At 62.4% G+C, this 20,832-nt stretch carries 20 protein-coding genes and 1 other RNA gene; 9 read left to right on the forward strand and 12 right to left on the reverse strand.

All coding sequences use genetic code 11. The annotated features are described in order from the left end of the window. Nucleotides 1-32 precede the first annotated feature (32 nt). From carA to grpE, 5 genes are all read right to left on the reverse strand, one after another. Nucleotides 33-1,169, reverse strand: a complete 1,137-nt coding sequence (gene carA, locus L6D64_RS25170; protein WP_003249935.1) for a glutamine-hydrolyzing carbamoyl-phosphate synthase small subunit — start codon at nt 1,167-1,169, stop codon at nt 33-35. Nucleotides 1,170-1,393: 224 nt separating this feature from the next. After that, a complete protein-coding gene (gene dapB, locus L6D64_RS25175) occupies nt 1,394-2,197 on the reverse strand; it encodes a 4-hydroxy-tetrahydrodipicolinate reductase (protein ID WP_176509703.1) in 804 nt (267 codons plus the stop codon). 14 nt (nt 2,198-2,211) lie between these two features. Further along, complete coding sequence (gene dnaJ / locus L6D64_RS25180; RefSeq protein ID WP_054885648.1) at nt 2,212-3,330, reverse strand: molecular chaperone DnaJ; 1,119 nt, start codon at nt 3,328-3,330, stop codon at nt 2,212-2,214. Nucleotides 3,331-3,527: 197 nt separating this feature from the next. Next, on the reverse strand, nt 3,528-5,453 hold the full coding sequence (dnaK, locus tag L6D64_RS25185; protein WP_176509704.1) for a molecular chaperone DnaK: 1,926 nt from the start codon (nt 5,451-5,453) through the stop codon (nt 3,528-3,530). A gap of 104 nt (nt 5,454-5,557) precedes the next feature. Continuing rightward, on the reverse strand, nt 5,558-6,130 hold the full coding sequence (gene grpE, locus L6D64_RS25190) for a nucleotide exchange factor GrpE (protein ID WP_143524237.1): 573 nt from the start codon (nt 6,128-6,130) through the stop codon (nt 5,558-5,560). A 172-nt stretch (nt 6,131-6,302) separates the two neighbouring features. Here grpE and recN point away from each other — a divergent pair, with 172 nt between their 5' ends. After that, complete coding sequence (gene recN, locus L6D64_RS25195) at nt 6,303-7,976, forward strand: DNA repair protein RecN (RefSeq protein ID WP_176509705.1); 1,674 nt, start codon at nt 6,303-6,305, stop codon at nt 7,974-7,976. A 63-nt stretch (nt 7,977-8,039) separates the two neighbouring features. Here the strand turns inward: recN and fur are convergent, their stop codons facing one another. Beyond that, nucleotides 8,040-8,444 carry a ferric iron uptake transcriptional regulator gene (gene fur / locus L6D64_RS25200; protein ID WP_046788147.1) on the reverse strand — a complete coding sequence of 135 codons (405 nt, stop codon included), beginning with the start codon at nt 8,442-8,444 and terminating at the stop codon, nt 8,040-8,042. Nucleotides 8,445-8,541: 97 nt separating this feature from the next. Here fur and L6D64_RS25205 point away from each other — a divergent pair, with 97 nt between their 5' ends. After that, nucleotides 8,542-9,075 (forward strand): outer membrane protein assembly factor BamE, encoded by a 534-nt coding sequence (locus L6D64_RS25205; protein ID WP_054885652.1) that lies wholly within the window; start codon nt 8,542-8,544, stop codon nt 9,073-9,075. 60 nt (nt 9,076-9,135) lie between these two features. Here L6D64_RS25205 and L6D64_RS25210 read toward each other — a convergent pair whose 3' ends face one another. Together L6D64_RS25210 and L6D64_RS25215 are read right to left on the reverse strand one after the other, a co-directional pair. After that, on the reverse strand, nt 9,136-9,420 hold the full coding sequence (locus tag L6D64_RS25210) for an RnfH family protein (RefSeq protein ID WP_176509706.1): 285 nt from the start codon (nt 9,418-9,420) through the stop codon (nt 9,136-9,138). Then, on the reverse strand, nt 9,413-9,847 hold the full coding sequence (locus tag L6D64_RS25215) for a type II toxin-antitoxin system RatA family toxin (protein ID WP_054885654.1): 435 nt from the start codon (nt 9,845-9,847) through the stop codon (nt 9,413-9,415). The genes L6D64_RS25210 and L6D64_RS25215 overlap by 8 nt, the downstream gene beginning before the upstream one ends. Before the next feature lie 163 nt (nt 9,848-10,010). Here L6D64_RS25215 and smpB point away from each other — a divergent pair, with 163 nt between their 5' ends. Continuing rightward, entirely contained in the window at nt 10,011-10,493 is a 483-nt protein-coding gene (gene smpB, locus L6D64_RS25220; RefSeq protein ID WP_176509707.1) for an SsrA-binding protein SmpB, read from the forward strand. Nucleotides 10,494-10,525: 32 nt separating this feature from the next. Here smpB and L6D64_RS25225 read toward each other — a convergent pair whose 3' ends face one another. Continuing rightward, nucleotides 10,526-11,293: an FCD domain-containing protein gene (locus tag L6D64_RS25225; protein ID WP_176509708.1), complete on the reverse strand. Its 768-nt coding sequence runs from the start codon at nt 11,291-11,293 to the stop codon at nt 10,526-10,528. A gap of 256 nt (nt 11,294-11,549) precedes the next feature. On the opposite strand from L6D64_RS25225, the gene L6D64_RS25230 reads away from it, so the two are divergent. The 6 genes from L6D64_RS25230 to L6D64_RS25255 all read left to right on the forward strand — a co-directional run bounded on the left by L6D64_RS25230 (nt 11,550) and on the right by L6D64_RS25255 (nt 19,171). Next, nucleotides 11,550-13,220, forward strand: a complete 1,671-nt coding sequence (locus tag L6D64_RS25230) for a lactate permease LctP family transporter (protein WP_176509709.1) — start codon at nt 11,550-11,552, stop codon at nt 13,218-13,220. A 63-nt stretch (nt 13,221-13,283) separates the two neighbouring features. Continuing rightward, entirely contained in the window at nt 13,284-14,429 is a 1,146-nt protein-coding gene (gene lldD, locus L6D64_RS25235) for an FMN-dependent L-lactate dehydrogenase LldD (protein WP_176509710.1), read from the forward strand. Nucleotides 14,430-14,504: 75 nt separating this feature from the next. After that, nucleotides 14,505-17,315 carry an FAD-binding and (Fe-S)-binding domain-containing protein gene (locus L6D64_RS25240; protein ID WP_176509711.1) on the forward strand — a complete coding sequence of 937 codons (2,811 nt, stop codon included), beginning with the start codon at nt 14,505-14,507 and terminating at the stop codon, nt 17,313-17,315. 173 nt (nt 17,316-17,488) lie between these two features. Then, nucleotides 17,489-17,782 carry a hypothetical protein gene (locus tag L6D64_RS25245; RefSeq protein WP_176509712.1) on the forward strand — a complete coding sequence of 98 codons (294 nt, stop codon included), beginning with the start codon at nt 17,489-17,491 and terminating at the stop codon, nt 17,780-17,782. Between the two features lie 102 nt (nt 17,783-17,884). Further along, nucleotides 17,885-18,276: a transfer-messenger RNA gene (gene ssrA, locus L6D64_RS25250) on the forward strand. A gap of 319 nt (nt 18,277-18,595) precedes the next feature. After that, nucleotides 18,596-19,171 (forward strand): DUF4760 domain-containing protein, encoded by a 576-nt coding sequence (locus L6D64_RS25255; RefSeq protein WP_054886637.1) that lies wholly within the window; start codon nt 18,596-18,598, stop codon nt 19,169-19,171. A gap of 84 nt (nt 19,172-19,255) precedes the next feature. Here L6D64_RS25255 and L6D64_RS25260 read toward each other — a convergent pair whose 3' ends face one another. The 3 genes from L6D64_RS25260 to L6D64_RS25270 all read right to left on the reverse strand — a co-directional run bounded on the left by L6D64_RS25260 (nt 19,256) and on the right by L6D64_RS25270 (nt 20,734). Next, entirely contained in the window at nt 19,256-19,480 is a 225-nt protein-coding gene (locus tag L6D64_RS25260; RefSeq protein ID WP_054886638.1) for a hypothetical protein, read from the reverse strand. Nucleotides 19,481-19,796: 316 nt separating this feature from the next. Beyond that, a complete protein-coding gene (locus L6D64_RS25265; protein WP_176509713.1) occupies nt 19,797-20,294 on the reverse strand; it encodes a DUF2514 domain-containing protein in 498 nt (165 codons plus the stop codon). Beyond that, nucleotides 20,291-20,734 carry a structural protein P5 gene (locus L6D64_RS25270; protein WP_176509714.1) on the reverse strand — a complete coding sequence of 148 codons (444 nt, stop codon included), beginning with the start codon at nt 20,732-20,734 and terminating at the stop codon, nt 20,291-20,293. The genes L6D64_RS25265 and L6D64_RS25270 overlap by 4 nt, the downstream gene beginning before the upstream one ends. Nucleotides 20,735-20,832 lie beyond the last annotated feature (98 nt).

Below are 20,832 nucleotides of genomic sequence, written 5' to 3' on the forward strand. Positions count from 1 at the left end.
ATGAGCCGGCCCGGGGCCTTGATGCAGGATGCTCAGCGGCGCTTGGCCATGGCATCGGTGAAACGATCGAACAGTGGCGCGACGTCGGTCGGGCCTGGGCTCGCTTCAGGGTGACCCTGGAAGCTGAACGCGCTCTTGTCGGTGCGCTCGATACCCTGCAGGGTGCCGTCGAACAGCGACTTGTGGATGGCGCGGACATTGCCCGGCAGGGTGGCTTCGTCAACGGCGAAGCCGTGGTTCTGGCTGGTGATCATGACCACGCCGGTGTCCAGGTCCTGGACCGGGTGGTTGGCACCGTGGTGGCCATGGCCCATCTTCACGGTCTTGGCGCCGGAGGCCAGGGCCAGCAACTGGTGACCGAGGCAGATGCCGAATACCGGAATCTCGGTTTCGAGGATTTCCTTGATCGCCTGGATCGCATAGTCGCATGGCTCCGGATCACCAGGGCCGTTGGACAGGAACACACCATCCGGATTCAGTGCCAGCACTTCGCTGGCCGGGGTCTGGGCAGGCACCACGGTCACGCGGCAGCCGCGGGCGACCAGCATGCGCAGGATGTTCAGCTTGACGCCGTAGTCGAAGGCGACCACGTGGTACGGCAGGTCGGCAGCGTCGATGGTCGGGTGGCTATCGGTCTTCAGCTCCCAAACGCTGGAGCGCCACTCGTAGCGTTCCTTGGTGGAGACGACCTTGGCCAGGTCCATGCCCTTCAGGCCAGGGAAGCCACGGGCGGCAGCGATGGCGGCTTCTTCGCTGATGTTGTCACCCGCCAGGATGCAGCCGTTCTGAGCGCCTTTTTCGCGCAAGATACGGGTCAGGCGACGGGTGTCGATACCGGCGATGGCGACGACGTTGTTGGCCTTGAGGTACTCAGGCAGCGACTGGGTATTACGCCAGTTGCTGGCCAGCAGCGGCAGGTCGCGGATAACCAGGCCAGCGGACCAGACACGGTTCGACTCGGCATCTTCCGGCGTAGTGCCGGTGTTGCCGATGTGCGGGTAGGTCAGGGTAACGATTTGCTGCGCGTAGGAAGGGTCTGTAAGGATTTCCTGGTAGCCGGTCATAGCGGTGTTGAATACCACCTCACCAACGGTCTGACCGTCGGCACCGATGGCTTCACCGCGGAAAATACTGCCGTCGGCAAGGGCGAGTATGGCTGGCTTTGTCAAGAAGACCTCCCGTAAGTCAAGCATGAAAGGGCGATCGCAGGTTGCAAAAAAGCGGAGTGACGTATGGACACGTCACCCCGCTTTCATGTGCTGAATTCAATTCGCTGCGCGCTTTTAGTGGACACACTAAAGCTGTAGCTTACAGAAAAGTGCGTTTTCGGTCTACCGCATATGTGCCTCTAAAACACATCAATGCGACAGAGGGCGCAGCGCGCCCGAACTGATCAGCGCAGCTCGAGCACATCCTGCATGTCGTACAGGCCCGGCTCGCGCCCATCGAGCCACAGCGCCGCTCGCACCGCGCCCTTGGCGAAGGTCATACGGCTGGAGGCCTTGTGGGTGATTTCCAGGCGCTCGCCCTCAGCGGCAAACAGCACGGTGTGATCACCGACCACATCGCCGGCACGCACGGTGGCAAAGCCGATGGTCTGGCGATCACGCGCGCCAGTCTGGCCTTCACGGCCATACACCGCCACTTCCTGCAGATCGCGCCCCAGCGCATTGGCAACCACTTCGCCCATGCGCAGCGCGGTCCCCGACGGAGCATCGACCTTGTGCCGGTGGTGCGCCTCGATGATCTCGATGTCGACATCGTCACCCAATACCCGCGCAGCCATGTCCAACAGCTTGAGGCTGAGATTGACACCCACGCTGAAGTTGGCGGCAAACACGATCGGGATGTCTTTGCCCGCTTCGGCAAGCAGTTGCTTCTCCTCGGCGGTAAAGCCGGTGGTACCGATGATCATCGCCTTGCCGTGCTTGCGGCAGAACGCCAGGTTCTTCAGCGTCACCGACGGGTGAGTGAAGTCGATCAGCACGTCGAATTCGTCGGCAACCTTGGACAGGTCGTCCGACAGCAGTACACCGATACGACCGAGCGCTGCCAGCTCGCCGGCATCCGCCCCGACCAGCGAGCTGTCCGGCCGATCGATCGCCGCCGTCAGCCCCGCACCCGGGGTTTGCTGAACGGCTTCGATGAGGGTCTTGCCCATCCGCCCCGCCGCACCCATCACTGCAATACGTCGCATAGCCATTTTCCTTGTCAGAGATCGCCGAAGAAGCGCTTAACACCATCGAACCAGCCGCTGGCCTTGGGCGAGTTGTCACCTTCCAGCGAGCTGCGCAGCTCTTCGAGCAATTCGCGCTGGCGACGGGTCAGGTTGACCGGGGTCTCAACCGCTACGCGGCACAGCAGGTCACCGGCACCACCACCGCGAACCGGGGCGACACCCTTGCCACGCAAGCGGAACTGCTTGCCGGTCTGGGTACCTTCCGGAATCTTGAGCTTCACGCGACCATCGAGGGTCGGCACTTCCAGCTCGCCACCGAGTGCGGCATCGGTGTAGCTGATCGGCACTTCGCAATAGAGGTGCTTGCCGTCACGCTGGAAGATCTCGTGCTCGCGCACGTTGATCACTACATACAGATCGCCAGTCGGACCACCATGGGTGCCCGCCTCGCCCTCGCCGGACAGACGGATGCGGTCGCCGGTATCGACGCCCGCCGGCACTTTGACCGACAGGGTCTTGTATTCCTCGACACGGCCCTCGCCATGGCACGAGGTGCAGGGGTCGGTGATGATCTTGCCCTGGCCGTGGCAGCGTGGGCAGGTCTGCTGCACCGAGAAGAAGCCTTGCTGCATGCGCACCTGGCCGATGCCACCGCAGGTCGGGCAAGTCGACGGGGTCGACCCCTTCTTGGCGCCGGAGCCGTCGCACGGCTTGCAGTTGACCAGGGTCGGCACGCGAATACTGACCGTGGTGCCGCGCACCGCTTCTTCCAGGTTCAGCTCCAGGGTGTAGCGCAGGTCGCTGCCGCGCTGGGCACCGCCACGTCCACCACCGCGGCCGCCGCCGAAGAAGTCGCTGAAAACGTCGCCAAAAATGTCGGAGAAGTTGGCACCGCCGAAACCGGCACCACCGCCACCCATGCTGGGGTCGACGCCGGCATGACCGTACTGGTCGAACGCCGCACGCTTGTTCGCATCGGACAGTACTTCGTAGGCCTCGTTGGCCTCCTTGAACTTGTCTTCCGACTCTTTATCGCCCGGATTGCGGTCCGGGTGGTACTTCATCGCCAGTCGGCGGTAAGCCTTCTTGAGGTCAGCTTCGCTGGCGCCGCGCTCGACACCCAGGACCTCATAATAATCACGCTTGGACATAGGTCATTTGCACCTTGTTGGGCGTCAGGCATCTGCGCCGCGCCATCAGCACCTGCCTGCACACCACGAATGGCCCCGACAAATGCTGTTAAAAATCTCGAATTCCAGATACGCCAACGCGGGAGCAAGCCCCCGCGCGGCGACATCCTACCAGCTCACCGGCACCCACCAGTGAACGGGTCGACAGCAGGCAACGATTACTTCTTGTCGTCGCCTTTCACTTCTTCGAACTCGGCGTCAACCACGTCATCGTGCTTGGCTTCCGGCTCGGCTTGCTGTGCGCCACCCTGAGGCTGTTCGGCCTGCTGCTCGGCATACATCTTCTGAGCAACCGGAGCCGATACCTTGGACAGTTCTTCGACCTTGGCGTCGATCGCGGCCTTGTCGTCGCCTTTGACAGCGGCTTCCAGGGCAACCACGGCAGCTTCGATCGCGGCCTTCTCTTCAGCAGTAACCTTGTCACCGGCGTCTGCAACCATCTTGCGGGTCGAGTGCACCAGCGCATCACCCTGGTTACGGGCAGTGGCCAGCTCTTCGAACTTGCGGTCTTCCTCGGCGTTGGCCTCGGCGTCACGCACCATGCGCTCGATTTCTTCGTCAGACAGGCCGGAGTTGGCCTTGATCACGATCGACTGGGTCTTGCCGGTGGCCTTGTCCTTGGCGCCCACGTGCAGGATGCCGTTGGCGTCGATGTCGAAGGTCACTTCGATTTGCGGTACGCCGCGAGGCGCTGGCGGAATCTCGGCCAGGTCGAACTTGCCCAGCGACTTGTTCTGCGCCGCCTGCTTGCGCTCGCCTTGCAGCACGTGAATGGTCACGGCGCTCTGGTTGTCGTCGGCGGTCGAGAACACCTGCGACTTCTTGGTCGGAATGGTGGTGTTCTTCTCGATCAGCGCGGTCATCACGCCGCCCATGGTTTCGATACCCAGGGTCAGCGGGCTGACGTCCAGCAGCAGCACGTCCTTCACGTCACCGGCCAGCACGGCGCCCTGAATGGCAGCACCCATGGCCACGGCTTCGTCCGGGTTGACGTCCTTGCGCGCTTCTTTACCGAAGAAGTCGGCGACGGCCTTCTGCACCATCGGCATACGGGTCTGGCCACCGACCAGGATCACGTCGTCGATCTTGCTGGCGTCGATGCCGGCGTCTTTCAGGGCGATGCGGCAAGGCTCGATGGTGCGTTTGACCAGGTCTTCGACCAGCGACTCCAGCTTGGCGCGGGAAATCTTCACGTTCAGGTGCTTAGGACCGGTGGCGTCTGCAGTGATGTACGGCAGGTTGACATCGGTCGACTGCGCCGAGGACAGCTCGATCTTGGCCTTCTCAGCAGCTTCTTTCAGACGCTGCAGGGCCAGCGGATCGTTCTTCAGGTCCATGCCGGACTCTTTCTTGAACTCGTCGACGAGGTAGTCGATCAGGCGCATGTCGAAGTCTTCGCCACCCAGGAAGGTGTCGCCGTTGGTGGCCAGTACTTCGAACTGGTGCTCACCGTCGACTTCGGCGATTTCGATGACCGAAACGTCGAAGGTACCACCACCCAGGTCATAAACGATGACGGTGTGGTCGCCCTTGGCCTTGTCCATGCCATAGGCCAGTGCAGCGGCGGTCGGCTCGTTGATGATACGTTTTACGTCCAGGCCAGCGATACGGCCGGCGTCCTTGGTGGCCTGACGCTGACTGTCGTTGAAGTAGGCCGGAACGGTGATCACCGCTTCGGTCACGGCCTCGCCGAGGTAGTCTTCGGCGGTCTTCTTCATTTTCTTCAGTACTTCGGCGCTGATCTGCGGAGGCGCCATTTCCTTGCCGCTGGCTTCAACCCAGGCGTCACCGTTATTGGCTTTGACGATCTTGTAGGGAACCAGCTTGATGTCTTTTTGCACGACATCTTCTTCGAAGCGACGGCCAATCAGGCGCTTCACTGCGAACAGGGTGTTGTGCGGGTTGGTGACGGCCTGGCGCTTGGCCGACTGGCCAACCAGGATTTCACCGTCGTTGGCGTAGGCCACGATCGAAGGGGTAGTACGCGCGCCTTCGGCGTTTTCGATGACCTTGACGTTACCGTTTTCCAGAATGGAGACGCACGAGTTGGTGGTCCCCAGGTCGATACCGATGATTTTGCCCATGTTTACTCTCCCGAAACTTGAATTTGGCGGCAGCGGCTACGGTCGTGGCCAACTGCAGTAATACTTGAACGCTTGACACCTAGATGGGGATGCCCCGGAGGATTTCAAGCCTTCTCATCGATAGAAGGTTGCGGTGCCGCTGGTGCCTTGCTGACCACCACCATGGCAGGGCGCAGCAGGCGGCCGTTGAGCAGGTAGCCCTTCTGGAACACGTTGAGCACGCTGTTAGGCTCGACCTCGGCGTTTTCCTGCATGGCCATGGCCTGATGGTGTTCAGGGTTGAACGGCTGACCGTGCGGGTCGATGGCTTCGAGGTTGTAGCGCTTGAGGGTGTCCTGGAACATCTTCAGGGTCAGCTCGACGCCCTCACGCGTGCTCTTGACCTGCTCGTCATCGGGCTTGAGGTGCGCCAGGGCCATTTCCAGGCTGTCGATCACCGGCAGCAGGTCGCCAGCAAACTTCTCGAGCGCGAACTTGCGGGCCTTGTCGACTTCCTGCTCGGCGCGACGAATGCTGTTCTGCGCTTCGGCAGCGGCACGCAGGGACTGATCCTTGGCGGCGGCCAGCTGCTCCTCGAGCTCCTGAACGCGGGCGCCGTTATCCACTGCACCTGCCTCTTCGGCATTAAGGTCTTGTTCATTCAGCTGTTCGTCAGCCATGGGTCTCTCCTCCGCAATTTCGGTTGTACGAGCAAAGCTCGCCGTGTCTGCCGGCTATATGGGGCCGGAAAAACCAGCTTCAAGGGGCACGTGGGTTTTGCTGGTCGCAACAGAATCCGCCAGAGGGCATTGGCAGGGCTGAAAAAAGTACTGTATAAATAACCAGACCTGAACTTCGGGAGCGGCCCCCATGCTGGTGCACCTGTCCATTCACAACTACGCCATCGTCGAGCACCTCGACCTTGAAATCGCCCGTGGCATGTCGGTGATCACCGGCGAGACCGGTGCGGGCAAATCGATCATGCTCGACGCCCTCGGCCTGGCCCTGGGCGACCGTGCCGACAGCGGCGTGGTGCGCCCCGGCACCGACAAGGCAGACATCCTTGCCACGTTCGACCTGGTGGACATCCCCGAAGCCCATGCCTGGCTGGCCGAGCGCGACCTGGACAACGACGGGTTGTGCATTCTGCGCCGCGTCATCACCGCCGAAGGGCGCAGCCGCGGCTACATCAACGGCACACCCTGCCCGCTCGGCGACCTCAAGGCGCTGGGCGAGCTGCTGATCGACATCCACAGCCAGCATGAACACCAGTCACTGTTGAAGACCGACACCCACCGCCGTTTGGTGGACGAATACGCCGGCGCCATCGACCTTTCCCGCCAGGTGCAGCTTGCCGCCAAACGCTGGAACCAGACCCGCCTGGAGCTCGAGCGGCTGAGCAATTCCGGCGACGAGCAACGCGCCCGCCACCAACTGCTCAGCTACCAGCTGGAAGAGCTGGACAATCTCGGCCTGGGCGAAAACGAACTGGAACAACTGGAGCAGGAACACAAGAACCTGACCAACGCAGAGGCCCTGTTCGGCATCTGCCGCCAGGTCATCGACCAGTGCAGCGAGAGCGATTCAGGCAATGTGCTCAGCGCGCTGACCGCCAGCCTCAACCGCCTCGGCGCTGCAACGAACGCCCCGCGCGCACTGGGTGAGGCCGCCAACATGATCGCCAGCGCACAGATTCAGGTAGAAGAAGCGGTGGGCGAACTCAACCGCTTCCTCGACAACTTCGACGCCGACCCCATGCGCCTGCAAGCCCTGGAAGAGCGCCTCGACACGATCTACACCCTGGCGCGCAAGCACCGCGTGCACCCCACTGAGCTGCCACACTTGCAGCAACAGCTGATGGATGAACTCGAAGGCCTGAACGCCAGCGACGAGTCGATCGAACGCCTGGCCGAGGAGCTTGGCGCCTATGCCCAGCACTATAAAGAGAAGGCACAGGAGCTCAGTGCACTGCGCCAGCAGGCAGCCAAACAGCTGGCCGTCGCCGTGGAGCAGGAAATCCAGCGCCTGGGCATGCCGGGTGGGCGGTTCTGCATCGAACTTACCCCCAACGAAGGCAATGACCTGTCACCCCACGGCCTGGAACAGATCGAATTGCTGGTCAGCGCCAACCCCGGGCAGCCGCTTAAGGGCCTGGCCAAGGTGGCATCCGGGGGCGAGCTCTCCCGTATCAGCCTGGCGATCCAGGTGATCACAGCGCAGACCTCGCGCATTCCGACCCTGGTGTTCGACGAAGTGGACGTCGGCATCGGTGGCCCGACAGCCGAAATCGTCGGCCAGTTGCTGCGCCGCCTGGGCGAACGCGGCCAGGTACTGACCGTGACCCACCTGCCGCAAGTGGCCGCGCAAGGGCACCATCATCTGTTCGTGCACAAGGTACGCAACAGCGACACCACCCACACCGCAGTCGCCAGCCTGGGCAAACGCGAGCGGGTCGAAGAAGTGGCGCGCATGCTTGGCGGCATCGACTTGACCAAGGAATCCCTGGCCCATGCGCGCAAAATGGTGGTTTCCGGCAAGGCATGATCGCCTCAGAAAGCACAAAGGCGACCAGAAGGTCGCCTTTGTTATTCAAGCCGCGCTAAATCGTTACTTTTTCTTACGCACATAGAGGACCAGGTTGTGGTCCACCAGCTCGTAGCCGTGCTCGGCCACGATCTCTTTCTGGCGGCGCTCAATCTCGGCATCCATGAACTCGATAACTTCACTGGTATCCACGTTGACCATATGGTCGTGGTGACCGCCGTCAGCCAGCTCGAACACCGCGTGGCCACCATCGAAGTTGTGGCGCACCACCAGACCCGCCGCTTCGAACTGGGTCAGTACGCGATAGACGGTTGCCAGACCGACGTCCTCGCCAGCCTCCATCAGCGCCTTGTAGACATCCTCGGCGCTCATGTGACGTTGCTCGGTCGAGTCGAGCATCTGAAGGATCTTGACTCGAGGCAGGGTCACCTTGAGACCGGCTTTGCGCAATTCGCTATTTTCAACCATGGTCAGCTTTCTCGCCGATGCTGCTTCGCAGCTTCTCTTAATACGGGTATGATCGGGGTTTACGTTGTCCAGCCAAGATAGTGGAAGTCGCCCACCGATGCAAAACACCAAGCTCTTGCTAAACAGCCTCGCCCTCGCGGGACTGCTCGCACTCGCCGGTTGCTCGTTTCCCGGGGTTTACAAAATCGACATCCAGCAGGGCAATGTCGTCACGCAAGACATGATAGACCAATTACGCCCCGGAATGACCCGTCGGCAAGTAAGGTTTATCATGGGCAACCCGCTGCTGCAGGACACCTTCAACACCAATCGTTGGGACTACCTGTACAGCCTGCAACCTGGTGGCGGCACACGTCAGCAGGAACGCATGAGCATCTTCTTCAACGACAGCGACCAACTGGTCAGCCTGTCCGGCGACTTCATGCCAGGCGTGAGCCGCGACCAGGAAATCCTCGGCGGCAGCAACACTACCACGGTCAGCCCGGCCACCCAGCCAGAGCAGGCCAAGCCGCAGCCGGAAGAGAAGCCGGCCAAGCCAGGCTCGACGGAAGAGTCCATCCAGCGCGAGATCGACACCATCGAGACGACTCCAGTGCCGACACCGGCACCGCTGGAAACCTCACCGCAGTAATTGCCGGCCAGATGAAAAAGCCCGGACCATGGTCCGGGCTTTTTATTACCGTCAGCTCAGCTAGCGCTTGGCCTTCGCAGCGCGCTGCTTGCGCGCCTCGACAGGGTCGAGCAGCAGAGGCCGGTAGATTTCCAGGCGGTCCCCCTCCTCGACTACGCGCTCCTGCGCATCCGCCACCACCTTGCCGAAAATGCCGACCGGACAGTGTGCGATATCCAGCCCAATCACTTGCCCGGCGATCCCGGACAGGCGCAACGCTTCACGCACTGTCACCCCATCCGGCACTTCACAGGCCAACAGCCACTGGCGCTCGGCCGTGGCGTAGGCCACTTCGACCTTAACCATTGAGCTGCTTGGCACGCTGGCAGAACGCATCCACCAGGGTGTTGGCCGCCTGGTTGAACAGCGGCCCGAGCGTGGCGCGCACGATCGCACCGGCGTAGTCGAAGGTCAGGTCCAGGCTGATCTTGCAGGCTTTTTCGCCGAGCGGCTTGAACACCCACAGGCCATGCAGCTGCGTGAATGGCCCCTCTTCCAGGTTCATTTCGATGGACTGCCCTGGCACCAATATGTTGCGGGTGACGAACTGCTGGCTCATGCCGCCCTTGGCCACTTCCAGCTTCGCCCGCATGTGCGTGTCGCTGGCCTCGATCACCGTCGAGGCCGAGCACCAAGGCAGGAATTCAGGGTAGCTGGCCACGTCATTGACCAGATCGTAGAGCGCCTGGGCAGGGTACGGCAGCAGGGCGGAGCGTTGAATATGGGTAGTCATCCAGGCGTCACTTCCAAGGCTGGTTGGCGGCGCTTCGCAGCGTGCCGAAAACAGGTTCTGTGCAGAGAACAGGCCTTGTATTGTCCGGTATTCATTGCGGTGGCTCAAGCACACCGAAATCCCATAGCCGACCACGTGATGTCTTGCCTATAATGCCGCCCCTATGGCTAAACAAAAGAAACATCCGACCGGGACCATCGCGCAAAACAAAAAGGCGCGACACGATTACTTCATCGAACACAAGTTCGAGGCCGGGCTGGTCCTGTCCGGCTGGGAAGTAAAGAGCCTGCGGGCCGGCAAGGCGCACCTGACCGACAGCTACGTGCTGCTCAAGGATGGCGAAGCCTGGCTGTTCGGCAGCCACATCACCCCGCTGACCACCGCCAGCACCCACGTCATCGCCGACCCCACGCGCACCCGCAAGCTGCTGCTGAACAAGCGCGAGCTCGAGCGCGTGGAAGCCGCCGTGGCACAAAAAGGCTACACCTGTGTAGCCTTGGCGCTGTACTGGAGCAAGCACCTGATCAAGTGCGAGATCGCGCTTGGCAAGGGCAAGAAGGAGTTCGACAAGCGCGACACCCTGCGCGAACGCGACTCCAACCGCGAGCTGCAGCGTGCGGTGCGGAACAAGGGCAAGGAAGAGTAATTCCTGCCCGGTGCGGCCCCCGTGGGAGCGGCTCAACGCCCGTTGCGCCGCTCCGCCCGTGCTACCCGCTGGGCTTCGTCCTGCGCCTCTTCCAGTACCTCCTGCACATACAGAATGTGCCGGCTGGAAACCTCCCGCGCCTCCTCCGCCCGACCCTCGACAATCGCCAGGTACAACTCGCGGTGCTGACTGATCAGCATGTCGCGTGTCTCCGTGCGCTGCTGGTACATGCCACCGATGTTGGTCACCACATTGCGCTTGAGCAGGTCGAACAAGCCACGGATCGTATGCAGCAAGACCGCGTTATGGCTGGCCTCGGCAATCGCCAGGTGGAAGCGCGCGTCGGCCGCGCCCTCCTCCGCCCGCGTCACCTCGTCAGCCCGCGCATAGCAGTCCTGCAGAGCATCGAACGCCGCTTTCAACCGCGCACGATCAGGTTCGGTGGCACGCAGGGCTGCGTAGTAAGCGCATGACGCCTCCAGGGTATGGCGAAACTCAAGCAGGTCGCGCTGCGCTTCGGCGCTATGCTCGAGCAACTGCAGCAGTGGGTCGCTGAAGGTCGAGCCGAGCGATTCGGCTACGTAATTGCCGCCACCCTGGCGGCTCACCAGCAGACCCTTGGCCACCAGCTTCTGGATCGCCTCACGCAGTGACGGGCGCGACACACCGAACTGCTCGGCCAGGACGCGCTCGGCCGGCAGCCGCTGCCCAGAGGTCAGCGTGCCTTCCAGAATCATCCCTTCCAACCGATCGACGATGTCGTCGGACAGGCGCCGTTGGCGGACCTGATCAAAAACCATCACATGCTCTCCACAAACCCCGGCCAATGATCGCCGAGCGCCTATTCTCGCCGATCCGCGCTGCGCCAGCACGCATCAGGCGACGGTTTTCGCCCGTGAGCAGCTGCCCGTTCATCGACCCGCGACCAAAGTTTTGCACGGGACAAATTGACACACCCACGACAGCGCTTTTAACCTAGCGACCAGCCATTGTAAATTGGTCTTACCAATTATCCAATGCCAGTGCCTGACCAACAACAATTAGGGGCCACCCCATATGCAAACCTGGCAACAACTCTATACCCCGCTTGGTAGTCTCGGCCTGTCCGCACTGGCGGCGGTCATCCCCATCGTGTTCTTCTTCCTGGCCTTGGCCGTGTTCCGCCTCAAAGGCCACGTGGCTGGCAGCATCACCCTGGCCCTGTCGATCCTGGTGGCGATCTTTGCCTTCCAGATGCCTGTCGACATGGCCCTCGCTGCCGCAGGGTATGGCTTCCTCTACGGCCTCTGGCCGATTGCCTGGATCATCGTTGCCGCGGTGTTCCTGTACAAACTCACGGTCAAGAGCGGCCAGTTCGAAGTGATCCGCAGCTCGGTGCTGTCGATTACCGATGACCAACGCCTGCAAGTGCTGCTGATCGGCTTCTGCTTCGGCGCCTTCCTCGAAGGCGCGGCCGGCTTCGGCGCGCCGGTAGCCATTACCGCCGCATTGCTGGTGGGGCTGGGCTTCAACCCGCTGTACGCCGCCGGCCTGTGCCTCATTGCCAACACTGCACCGGTAGCCTTCGGTGCCCTGGGCATCCCGATCATCGTGGCCGGCCAGGTCACCGGTATCGACGCCTTCCACATCGGCGCCATGACCGGGCGCCAGCTGCCACTGCTGTCGCTGTTCGTACCGTTCTGGCTGGTGTTCATGATGGACGGCCTGCGCGGCGTGAAGGAAACCTGGCCTGCCGCCCTGGTCGCCGGCCTGAGCTTCGCCGTGACCCAGTACTTCACCTCGAACTTCATTGGCCCAGAGCTGCCGGACATCACCTCGGCCCTGGCCAGCCTGATTTGCCTGACCCTGTTCCTGAAAGTCTGGCAGCCCAAGCGCTCGTTCGCCGAAGCCAAAGGCAGCGTCGGCGCCGCCGTGGTGCAGCCAAGCGGCAGCCAACCGACCCCGTACAGCTTCGGCGAGATCTTCAAGGCCTGGTCGCCGTTCCTGATCCTCACCGTGCTGGTCACCCTCTGGACCCTGAAGCCATTCAAAGCGGCCTTCGCCCCCGGCGGCGCGATGTACAATTTCGTGTTCAACTTCGCCATCCCGCACCTTGACCAGCTGGTGATCAAGACTGCGCCGATCGTGACCGCGCCAACCGCCATGCCTGCGGTGTTCAAGCTCGATCCGATTTCGGCCACCGGCACCGCGATCTTCCTCTCCGCACTGGTGTCCATGTGGGTGTTGAAGATCAATCTAAAAACTGGTCTGACCACTTTCAAAGAGACCCTCTGGGAACTGCGCTGGCCGATCCTGTCGATCGGCATGGTGCTGGCCTTCGCCTTCGTCACCAACTATTCGGGCATGTCTTCGACCATGGCCCTGGTCCTGGCCGGCACCGGCGCCGCGTTCCCGTTCTTCTCGCCGTTCCTCGGCTGGCTGGGCGTGTTCCTGACCGGTTCCGACACCTCGTCCAACGCCCTGTTCAGCTCGCTGCAGGCCACCACCGCCCACCAGATCGGGGTCAACGACACCCTGCTGGTGGCCGCCAACACCAGCGGCGGCGTGACCGGCAAGATGATCTCGCCGCAGTCGATCGCCGTGGCCTGCGCTGCCACTGGGCTGGTCGGCAAGGAATCCGACCTGTTCCGCTTCACCGTCAAGCACAGCCTGTTCTTCGCCACCATCGTCGGCCTGATCACCCTGATCCAGGCCTACTGGCTGACCGGCATGCTGGTTCATCACTAAAGTGAAAGGGGCCGGGCGCCCTTGCGCGCCCGGCATCTCCTTCAACCCACGCTGCGAGAATCCATGATCATTTCCGCCTCCACCGACTATCGCGCCGCGGCCCAACGCAAGCTGCCTCCTTTCCTCTTCCACTATGCCGACGGCGGCGCCTACGCCGAGCACACCCTGCGCCACAACGTCTCGGACCTGGCCAGCATCGCCCTGCGCCAGCGCGTGCTGAAGAACATGTCCGAGCTGAGCCTGGAAACCAGGCTGTTCGACGAGACCCTGAGCATGCCCGTGGCCTTGGCCCCGGTCGGCCTCACCGGCATGTACGCCCGCCGCGGTGAAGTGCAGGCGGCGCGTGCAGCAGCGGCCCACGGCATTCCGTTTACCATGTCGACGGTGTCGGTGTGCCGGATCGAAGAAGTGGCGCCCGCCATCGACCGGCCGATGTGGTTCCAGCTGTACGTGCTCAAAGACCGCGGCTTCATGCGCAACGCCCTGGAGCGGGCCAAGGCCGCTGGCGTGAAGACCCTGGTGTTCACCGTCGACATGCCCGTGCCCGGTGCCCGCTACCGCGATGCCCACTCCGGCATGAGCGGCGCGAACGGCCCGATGCGCCGCGTGCTGCAGGCCATGACACACCCCGAATGGGCGTGGGACGTTGGCGTGATGGGCCGCCCGCACGACCTGGGCAACATCTCCAAGTACCGTGGCAACCCCACGGGCCTGGCCGACTACATCGGCTGGCTCGGCAACAACTTCGACCCGTCGATCTCGTGGAAGGACCTGGAGTGGATCCGCGAATTCTGGGATGGCCCGATGATCATCAAGGGCATCCTCGACGCCGACGACGCCCGTGACGCGGTCAAGTTCGGCGCCGACGGCATCGTTGTCTCCAACCACGGCGGCCGCCAGCTCGACGGCGTGCTGTCGAGCGCCCGCGCCCTGCCGGCGATTGCCGATGCGGTCAAAGGCGACCTGAAGATCCTCGCCGACTCCGGCATCCGCAGCGGCCTCGACGTGGTGCGCATGATCGCCCTGGGTGCCGACACCGTGCTGATTGGCCGCGCCTTCCTGTGGGCCCTGGCCGTGCACGGCCAGGCCGGGGTGAAGAACCTGCTCGAACTGTTCGAGAAGGAAATGCGCGTGGCCATGGTGCTGACTGGCGCCAAGTCGATCAGCGAGATCACCCGCGACTCGCTGGTCCGCGAACTGGGCGCCTGAGCGCCTGCCAACCGTACCGCCTGAATGACCGGGGCACGCTGCGCAGCAGACGCTGCGGCCCCGCGAGGAGATTGCATGAGCCTGCCCGCTGCGTTCCTGCGCGATGCCGAGCGCCTTATCCCGGCCGAACGCCGGTTCGACGACCCGACCTCTACCCTGGCCTTCGGCACCGACGCCAGCTTCTATCGGCTGATCCCCAAGCTGGTGGTGCGCGTCGAGTCCGAGGACGAAGTGGTCGGGCTGATTCAACTGGCCCAGCGCGATCGCGTGCCGGTGACCTTCCGCGCCGCAGGCACCAGCTTGTCCGGCCAGGCCATCAGCGACTCGGTGCTGATCGTGCTGGGCGACAACTGGGGAGGCAAGGAGATCCGCGGCCAGGGCGAGCAGATCCGCCTGCAACCCGGTGTCATCGGCGCCCAGGCCAACGCCTGGCTGGCCCCCTACGGGCGCAAGATCGGCCCCGACCCGGCTTCGATCAACGCCTGCAAGATCGGCGGCATCGTCGCCAACAACGCCAGCGGCATGTGCTGCGGTACCGCGCAGAACACCTACCACACCCTCGCCGGCCTGCGCCTGGTGCTGGCTGATGGCACCCGCCTGGACAGCGAAGACCCCGCCAGTGTCGCCGCCTTTGAAAGCAGCCACGCCGAACTGCTCGAAGCGCTGGCGCGCCTGGGCCGCGAAACCCGCGCCAACACCGAACTGGCCGACCGCATCCGGCACAAATACCGGCTGAAGAACACCACCGGCCTGTCGCTCAACGCACTGGTGGACTACGACCAACCGCTGGATATCCTGCAGCACCTGCTGGTCGGTTCCGAGGGCACCCTGGGCTTCATCAGCGCCGTTACCTACAACACCGTGCCCGACCATCCGCACAAGGCCAGCGCCCTGCTGGTGTTCCCCAGCGTGGAAAGCTGCTGCCGCGCCGTCACCGTGCTCAAGCGCCAGCCGGTGTCCGCCGTCGAACTGCTCGACCGCCGCAGCCTGCGTTCGGTGCAGAACATGCCGGGCATGCCGCTGTGGGTCAAAGCCCTGTCAGCCAACGCCTGCGCCCTGCTGATCGAGTCCCGCGCCGCCAGCCAGAGCCTGCTGCACGAACAACTGCAGCGGGTGATGGCCTCGATCGCCGATTACCCGCTGGAGCAAAAGGTCGACTTCAGCGAAGACCCGGCCGTGTACAACCAGCTGTGGAAAATCCGCAAAGACACCTTCCCCGCCGTCGGTGCCGTGCGCCAGACCGGCACCACGGTGATCATCGAGGACGTCACCTTCCCCGTCGAGCAACTGGCCGAAGGCGTCAACCGGCTGATCCAGCTGTTCGACAAGCACCAGTACGACGAGGCGATCATCTTCGGCCACGCGCTGGAGGGTAACCTGCACTTCGTCTTCACCCAGGGCTTCAACAGCGCCGAGGAAGTCGCCCGTTACCAGGCCTTCATGGACGACGTGGCGCAGCTGGTGGCCGTCGAGTTCGGCGGCTCGCTCAAGGCCGAGCATGGCACCGGCCGCAACATGGCGCCGTTCGTGGCGCTGGAATGGGGCGCTGATGCCTACCAGCTGATGTGGAAACTCAAGCGCCTGCTCGACCCCAACGGCATCCTCAACCCCGATGTGGTGCTGAGCGAAGATCCGGACATCCACCTGAAAAACCTCAAACCGCTGCCCGCCGCTGACGAGATCGTCGACAAATGCATCGAGTGCGGCTTCTGCGAACCGGTCTGCCCCTCCAAGGGCCTGACCCTCAGCCCACGCCAGCGCATCGTCATGTGGCGCGACATCCAGGCGAAGAAGCGCGCCGGCATCGACACCCGCGAGCTGCTGCATAGTTACCAATACCAAGGCATCGACACCTGCGCCGCCACCGGCCTGTGCGCCCAGCGCTGCCCGGTCGGCATCAACACCGGCGAGCTGGTGAAGAAACTGCGCAGCCAGGCCGCCGACCATGCCAAGACCGCCGATTGGCTGGCCGAACATTTCCACACTGCGCTGGGCGGCGCCCGCTTCACCCTGACCGCCGCCAACAGCGCCCGCAAGCTGCTCGGCGCACCACGCCTCGGGCGCCTCAGTGCAGCCCTGAGCAAGGCCAGCAAAGGCCGCCTGCCACAGTGGACCCCGGCCCTGCCCCAACCGCTGCGCACGCTGGACTTCGGCCCGGCGAGCAACGACGCCCGGCCCCGCGTGGTCTACCTTGCCACCTGTGTTTCACGCGTGATGGGCCCCGCCTATGCCGACCGCGAGCAAAGCTCGCTGCTCGACAAGACCCGCGCCCTGCTGGAAAAGGCCGGTTACCAAGTGGTGTTTCCGGACAACGCCGACAGCCTCTGCTGCGGCCAGCCGTTCGCCTCCAAGGGCTACCCCGAGCAGGCCGAGCACAAGCGCCAGGAACTGCTCAACGCCCTGCTTCACGCCAGCCGCGGCGGCCTCGACCCGATCTACTGCGACACCAGCCCGTGCACCCTGCGCCTGGTGCAGGACCTGGGCGAAACCCGGCTGGACCTGTATGACCCGGTGCGCTTCATCCGCACCCACCTGGTCGACAGACTGGAGTTCAGCCCCCAGGACGAACCCGTGGCCGTGCATGTGACCTGCAGCACCCAGCATCTGGGCGAAAGCCAGGCATTGATTGACCTGGCGCGCCGTTGCAGCAAGCAGGTGGTGATTCCGGAAGGCATCCACTGTTGCGGATTCGCTGGCGACAAGGGCTTCACCACACCCGAGCTCAACGCTCACTCACTGCGCAGCCTGAAGAACGCAGTGCAGCATTGCAGCGAAGGCATCTCCACCAGCCGCACCTGTGAAATCGGCCTGTCCAGCCACAGCGGCATCGACTACCACGGCCTGGTCTACCTGGTAGACCGCGTCACCCGCCCACGCAGCATCTGACCTGCCCCTGGGCCGCGCTGCGGCCCCTGTGGGAGCGGGTTTACCCGCGATCACGGGCGAAGCCCGTGCCATCACCACCCGGCCACCAAGCCATCACCCGATTGAACCCTCGCCAAACCCCGACAGTCCACCTTTACAGGCCCACTTCCCAGCGGCCATAAAAGGAGACTCCCATGAAAGGCACCGCGCTTTCGGCCCTCTTCGCGGCCGCTACCCTCCTGGCTTCGCCGGTATTCGCCGCCGATGACCTGTGCACGATCAACCTGCAGAAGATCGACGACAGCATGGCCACCGCCGGCGCGACCTCCGAGGGCCTGGACAAAGCCCTGACCGAGCAGGTCGACAAAGCCAAGGCCGCCCAGGCTTCAGGTGACACCAAAGGCTGCATCGCCATCACCAGCAAGGTCCTGGAGCGCCTGGAAAAGACCGAGAAAGGCAGCGGCACGGCCGGCGGCAGCGGTGCTTGAGCCGTCGCAGCGCGGGCGATAGGACCGGCTGTCGACGTCGCCCGCGCAATGGCGTATACTCCGCCTCACGTGCCGTAAGGTGCGTTAGCCAAGAGCTAGTGTGGGGCCGATCAGGATTCGACGCCGGTAGCGAAACTCTAGGTGCATGCCGAGTTGGTAACAGAACTCGTAAATCCACTGTTGCAACTTTCTATAGTTGCCAATGACGAAAACTACGAGGGCTACGCTCTCGCTGCGTAAGCAGCTGAGCCCGCTCTCCTGGTAGCTTCGGCTCCAGCAATCATCAGGGGATGCCTGTAAACCCGAAATGATTGTCATACAGAACAGGATCGTCGTGTAGCACGTTGGGGGCAAAGCGACTAAAACTTACCCAACTCATCCAAAGCACCCTGCCCGTCGGGCGGCTGCGGATTAAATCAGTAGACACGGCTAAGCATGTAGTACCGACAGCGGAGTACTGGCGGACGGGGGTTCAAATCCCCCCGGCTCCACCAAACACCCCATACAAAACAAGCACTTACAGAAACCTTGTAGTGCTTTTTTTGTGCCTGGAGGGGTCGATTTGGGCTGGTAATGCCAGCTTTATGACAGCATGACCGATGACGGATTGCCGGAGCAGGTTGACAAACGTGTCAGCCGCCACCAAGATGAAATCGCGAGCGCTAGCGATGCCGCTAGGTTAACTGAAGGAGTTCTCATGAGTATGAACGTGATGACCAAGCGTGAAGAGTACGAAGGCCTGTAAAGCAGTTGCTCACCCCTCCCACAAGAATGGAGACCTGAAGGTCTCCATTTTTTTCGTCGAGATTTCACATGGATATGGTGTGTCAGACCACGCCTCAGGTGCTTGAGGCTCTGGGCTCCGAGATTTTGCGTAACGTGCTGTTGATACTTGGGTTGGCAACAGCGATTGCATCCGTGGTCACCAGTAAAATTATCGCCAGACGAAAGCAGACCGCTGACCTTATGTTCGGAAGCAGGAGCGACGAGAAGCTTAGCGAGGGCTATGAAGTCATCAGGCAGCTCCACGACGATCCAAATGGAAATATTCGGGCCGTCTTCCCGAAGAATCGCGAGGTGCCTTCTGATCCAGCTGAGGCAGCGAAACACGCGTCACAAAAGGAAAAAACTCAGAAGATCAGCTATGTACTGAACTACTGGGAGCGTATAAGTATCGGCATCGACGAAGGCATCTATTGCGAGAGGATGCTGCGCTACACGCACAACACCACGTTGATCAATCTGTACACCCAGGCCCTCCCGTTCATTGAGGCTGTGCGCGAACGATCCAGAGTGTCGAGTTATTTCGCAGATATCGAGCGCCTGGCTCTCCGCTGGAAGAGCAAGCCGCTCAAGCCTAAGAGAATCAAGCGTAACGGTATCATCTGAACCAGCTGTCTCTGCAAAAAAGTCCATGAAGCCCAGGTGAAAATCTGGGCTTTTTTGGTATCGCCTAGCCTAGGCAGAGTCACCTCAGTTGAGCTTGGGCAGTTCCCTCCCCCTAGCCTTGGTCACGACCCGCAACTGATAGTCGGATACGGCCTGGAATAACGATTCGGCGAGCAGGCGCAGGCGCTCGACTTCTTCAGCGGGTCTTCCTTCATCCTGCGCCTGGTAATAAGCACGCATGGCATCGAGAGCCTCCTTCACCAGGGGCTCTCCCGCCTCAATCATTCCGATGAAAGTGCCCTTCTCCATTTCCCCCTCCGATCAATGAGACAGCGAATTACCAGACACACTAACCTTATCCACGATCACTGCTGCTCCTCCTTGTAAGCTGGGGCGGCTATACCTATGGACGGGTCGCTCAAATTTCCCGAGAGCATCAGTCGATACTCAATAACTGCCTCATACAGCTCATCAGCCAGCAACCGCAAGCGCTCAACCTCTCGTGTAGGTGCGCCCCCGTCCTTAGCGTCTTTGTGCGCCTTGATAGCCTCAAGAGCCTCTCGCAGACGTAGTTCGCCGAACTTGGCGATTTCTCCGACAGATCGCTGCATCGCTCGCCCCCCCATCAATTGATCAGGGCATTATAGGACGCCTCACAGAGCTGGCCCGCTATTCTTGCTCGGTCATAAGCTTGCGCCAGCTCTCCCGCTCGAGCATCAGCCCGTGCGAGCAGGTCGGAGAGCACCATGGCGGCGCGGGTGGCTGCCTGGCCTCGGGCGACAGCGGCGGTATTCGTGCTGGGGCAACTGACGGTGGCGGCGAGCTTTCCAGCTTCGACGCGCAGCCGCTGGCCAGCAGCATCGGCGCCAGCAGCACCACCATCAGCAATCGTTCTTTCTTCCTGAGCATGGGCTCTCGCCTCCTCATGCGCCTGTGCGCGTCGTTGTTCTTCTTGGCGGGCGCCGCGCTCACCGATCACCTCGGCCAGGCGGTCTCCGCTGTCACGTTCGGCTGAAGCCTGGGCGGCTTCGGCACGCTCCACTGTCCTGCCGTGCTGGTACACGCCCCAATAGGACGCGAGCAGCGTCAGCAGGATCAACGATCTGATTGCCCACGACTTCATGTCAGTGCCCTCCGCACGCCCTCGTCGATGATCGCCGGGGGATATGGGTTGCCGCCGTTCTCGTGGATGATGATGCTCACCACCATCCCCTTCAGGGTGGCCGGGTTTCGGATGTCGATCGGGTCGGTGGTGCGCACGCCGATGCGCTTGGCCACGGCGGCTGCATAGGCCTGGGTGTCATTCTCGTTACCCGGCGCCCAGCGGTTGATGGTTTCCAGCACCGTGTCGATGCCCTTGCCGCTCACCCCGGGCATGCCGTCCTTGCCGCGGTAGTTGATGAGCAGCTTGCCCAGAGCGCGAATGCCGTTCTCGGGCGTGTCGAAGATGGCGAAGCGGCCACCAGGTTCCTTGCCGATCTGGCCTTGCCAGTCGTTGCGCGGGTTGAAATCGATATTCCCGGGGTTGCGATTTCGGATGCCCCGGGGCTGGGTTTGGGTCATGGGTATTCTCCAGGCAAAAAAATACCGCCAGGCGGCGGTCGGTGGGGTTCTGTTCGGGTCAGGCTGGCAGATCTTCCGGTGCGCCCGCATCAGGTTTG

It is taken from the genome of Pseudomonas urethralis (genome assembly GCF_021602465.1).
In the GTDB taxonomy this organism is placed as follows: Bacteria; Pseudomonadota; Gammaproteobacteria; order Pseudomonadales; family Pseudomonadaceae; genus Aquipseudomonas; species Aquipseudomonas vlassakiae.

What these genes read in the sequence shown, in the direction of transcription:
- dapB (WP_176509703.1), bottom strand. Translation starts at nt 2,197, where the DNA reads ATGCGACGTATTGCAGTGATGGGTGCGGCGGGGCGGATGGGCAAGACC.
- dnaJ (WP_054885648.1), bottom strand. Translation starts at nt 3,330, where the DNA reads ATGTCCAAGCGTGATTATTATGAGGTCCTGGGTGTCGAGCGCGGCGCC.
- dnaK (WP_176509704.1), bottom strand. Translation starts at nt 5,453, where the DNA reads ATGGGCAAAATCATCGGTATCGACCTGGGGACCACCAACTCGTGCGTC.
- recN (WP_176509705.1), top strand. Translation starts at nt 6,303, where the DNA reads ATGCTGGTGCACCTGTCCATTCACAACTACGCCATCGTCGAGCACCTC.
- fur (WP_046788147.1), bottom strand. Translation starts at nt 8,444, where the DNA reads ATGGTTGAAAATAGCGAATTGCGCAAAGCCGGTCTCAAGGTGACCCTG.
- L6D64_RS25205 (WP_054885652.1), top strand. Translation starts at nt 8,542, where the DNA reads ATGCAAAACACCAAGCTCTTGCTAAACAGCCTCGCCCTCGCGGGACTG.
- L6D64_RS25210 (WP_176509706.1), bottom strand. Translation starts at nt 9,420, where the DNA reads ATGGTTAAGGTCGAAGTGGCCTACGCCACGGCCGAGCGCCAGTGGCTG.
- L6D64_RS25215 (WP_054885654.1), bottom strand. Translation starts at nt 9,847, where the DNA reads ATGACTACCCATATTCAACGCTCCGCCCTGCTGCCGTACCCTGCCCAG.
- smpB (WP_176509707.1), top strand. Translation starts at nt 10,011, where the DNA reads ATGGCTAAACAAAAGAAACATCCGACCGGGACCATCGCGCAAAACAAA.
- L6D64_RS25225 (WP_176509708.1), bottom strand. Translation starts at nt 11,293, where the DNA reads ATGGTTTTTGATCAGGTCCGCCAACGGCGCCTGTCCGACGACATCGTC.
- L6D64_RS25230 (WP_176509709.1), top strand. Translation starts at nt 11,550, where the DNA reads ATGCAAACCTGGCAACAACTCTATACCCCGCTTGGTAGTCTCGGCCTG.
- lldD (WP_176509710.1), top strand. Translation starts at nt 13,284, where the DNA reads ATGATCATTTCCGCCTCCACCGACTATCGCGCCGCGGCCCAACGCAAG.
- L6D64_RS25240 (WP_176509711.1), top strand. Translation starts at nt 14,505, where the DNA reads ATGAGCCTGCCCGCTGCGTTCCTGCGCGATGCCGAGCGCCTTATCCCG.
- L6D64_RS25245 (WP_176509712.1), top strand. Translation starts at nt 17,489, where the DNA reads ATGAAAGGCACCGCGCTTTCGGCCCTCTTCGCGGCCGCTACCCTCCTG.
- L6D64_RS25255 (WP_054886637.1), top strand. Translation starts at nt 18,596, where the DNA reads ATGGATATGGTGTGTCAGACCACGCCTCAGGTGCTTGAGGCTCTGGGC.
- L6D64_RS25260 (WP_054886638.1), bottom strand. Translation starts at nt 19,480, where the DNA reads ATGGAGAAGGGCACTTTCATCGGAATGATTGAGGCGGGAGAGCCCCTG.
- L6D64_RS25265 (WP_176509713.1), bottom strand. Translation starts at nt 20,294, where the DNA reads ATGAAGTCGTGGGCAATCAGATCGTTGATCCTGCTGACGCTGCTCGCG.
- L6D64_RS25270 (WP_176509714.1), bottom strand. Translation starts at nt 20,734, where the DNA reads ATGACCCAAACCCAGCCCCGGGGCATCCGAAATCGCAACCCCGGGAAT.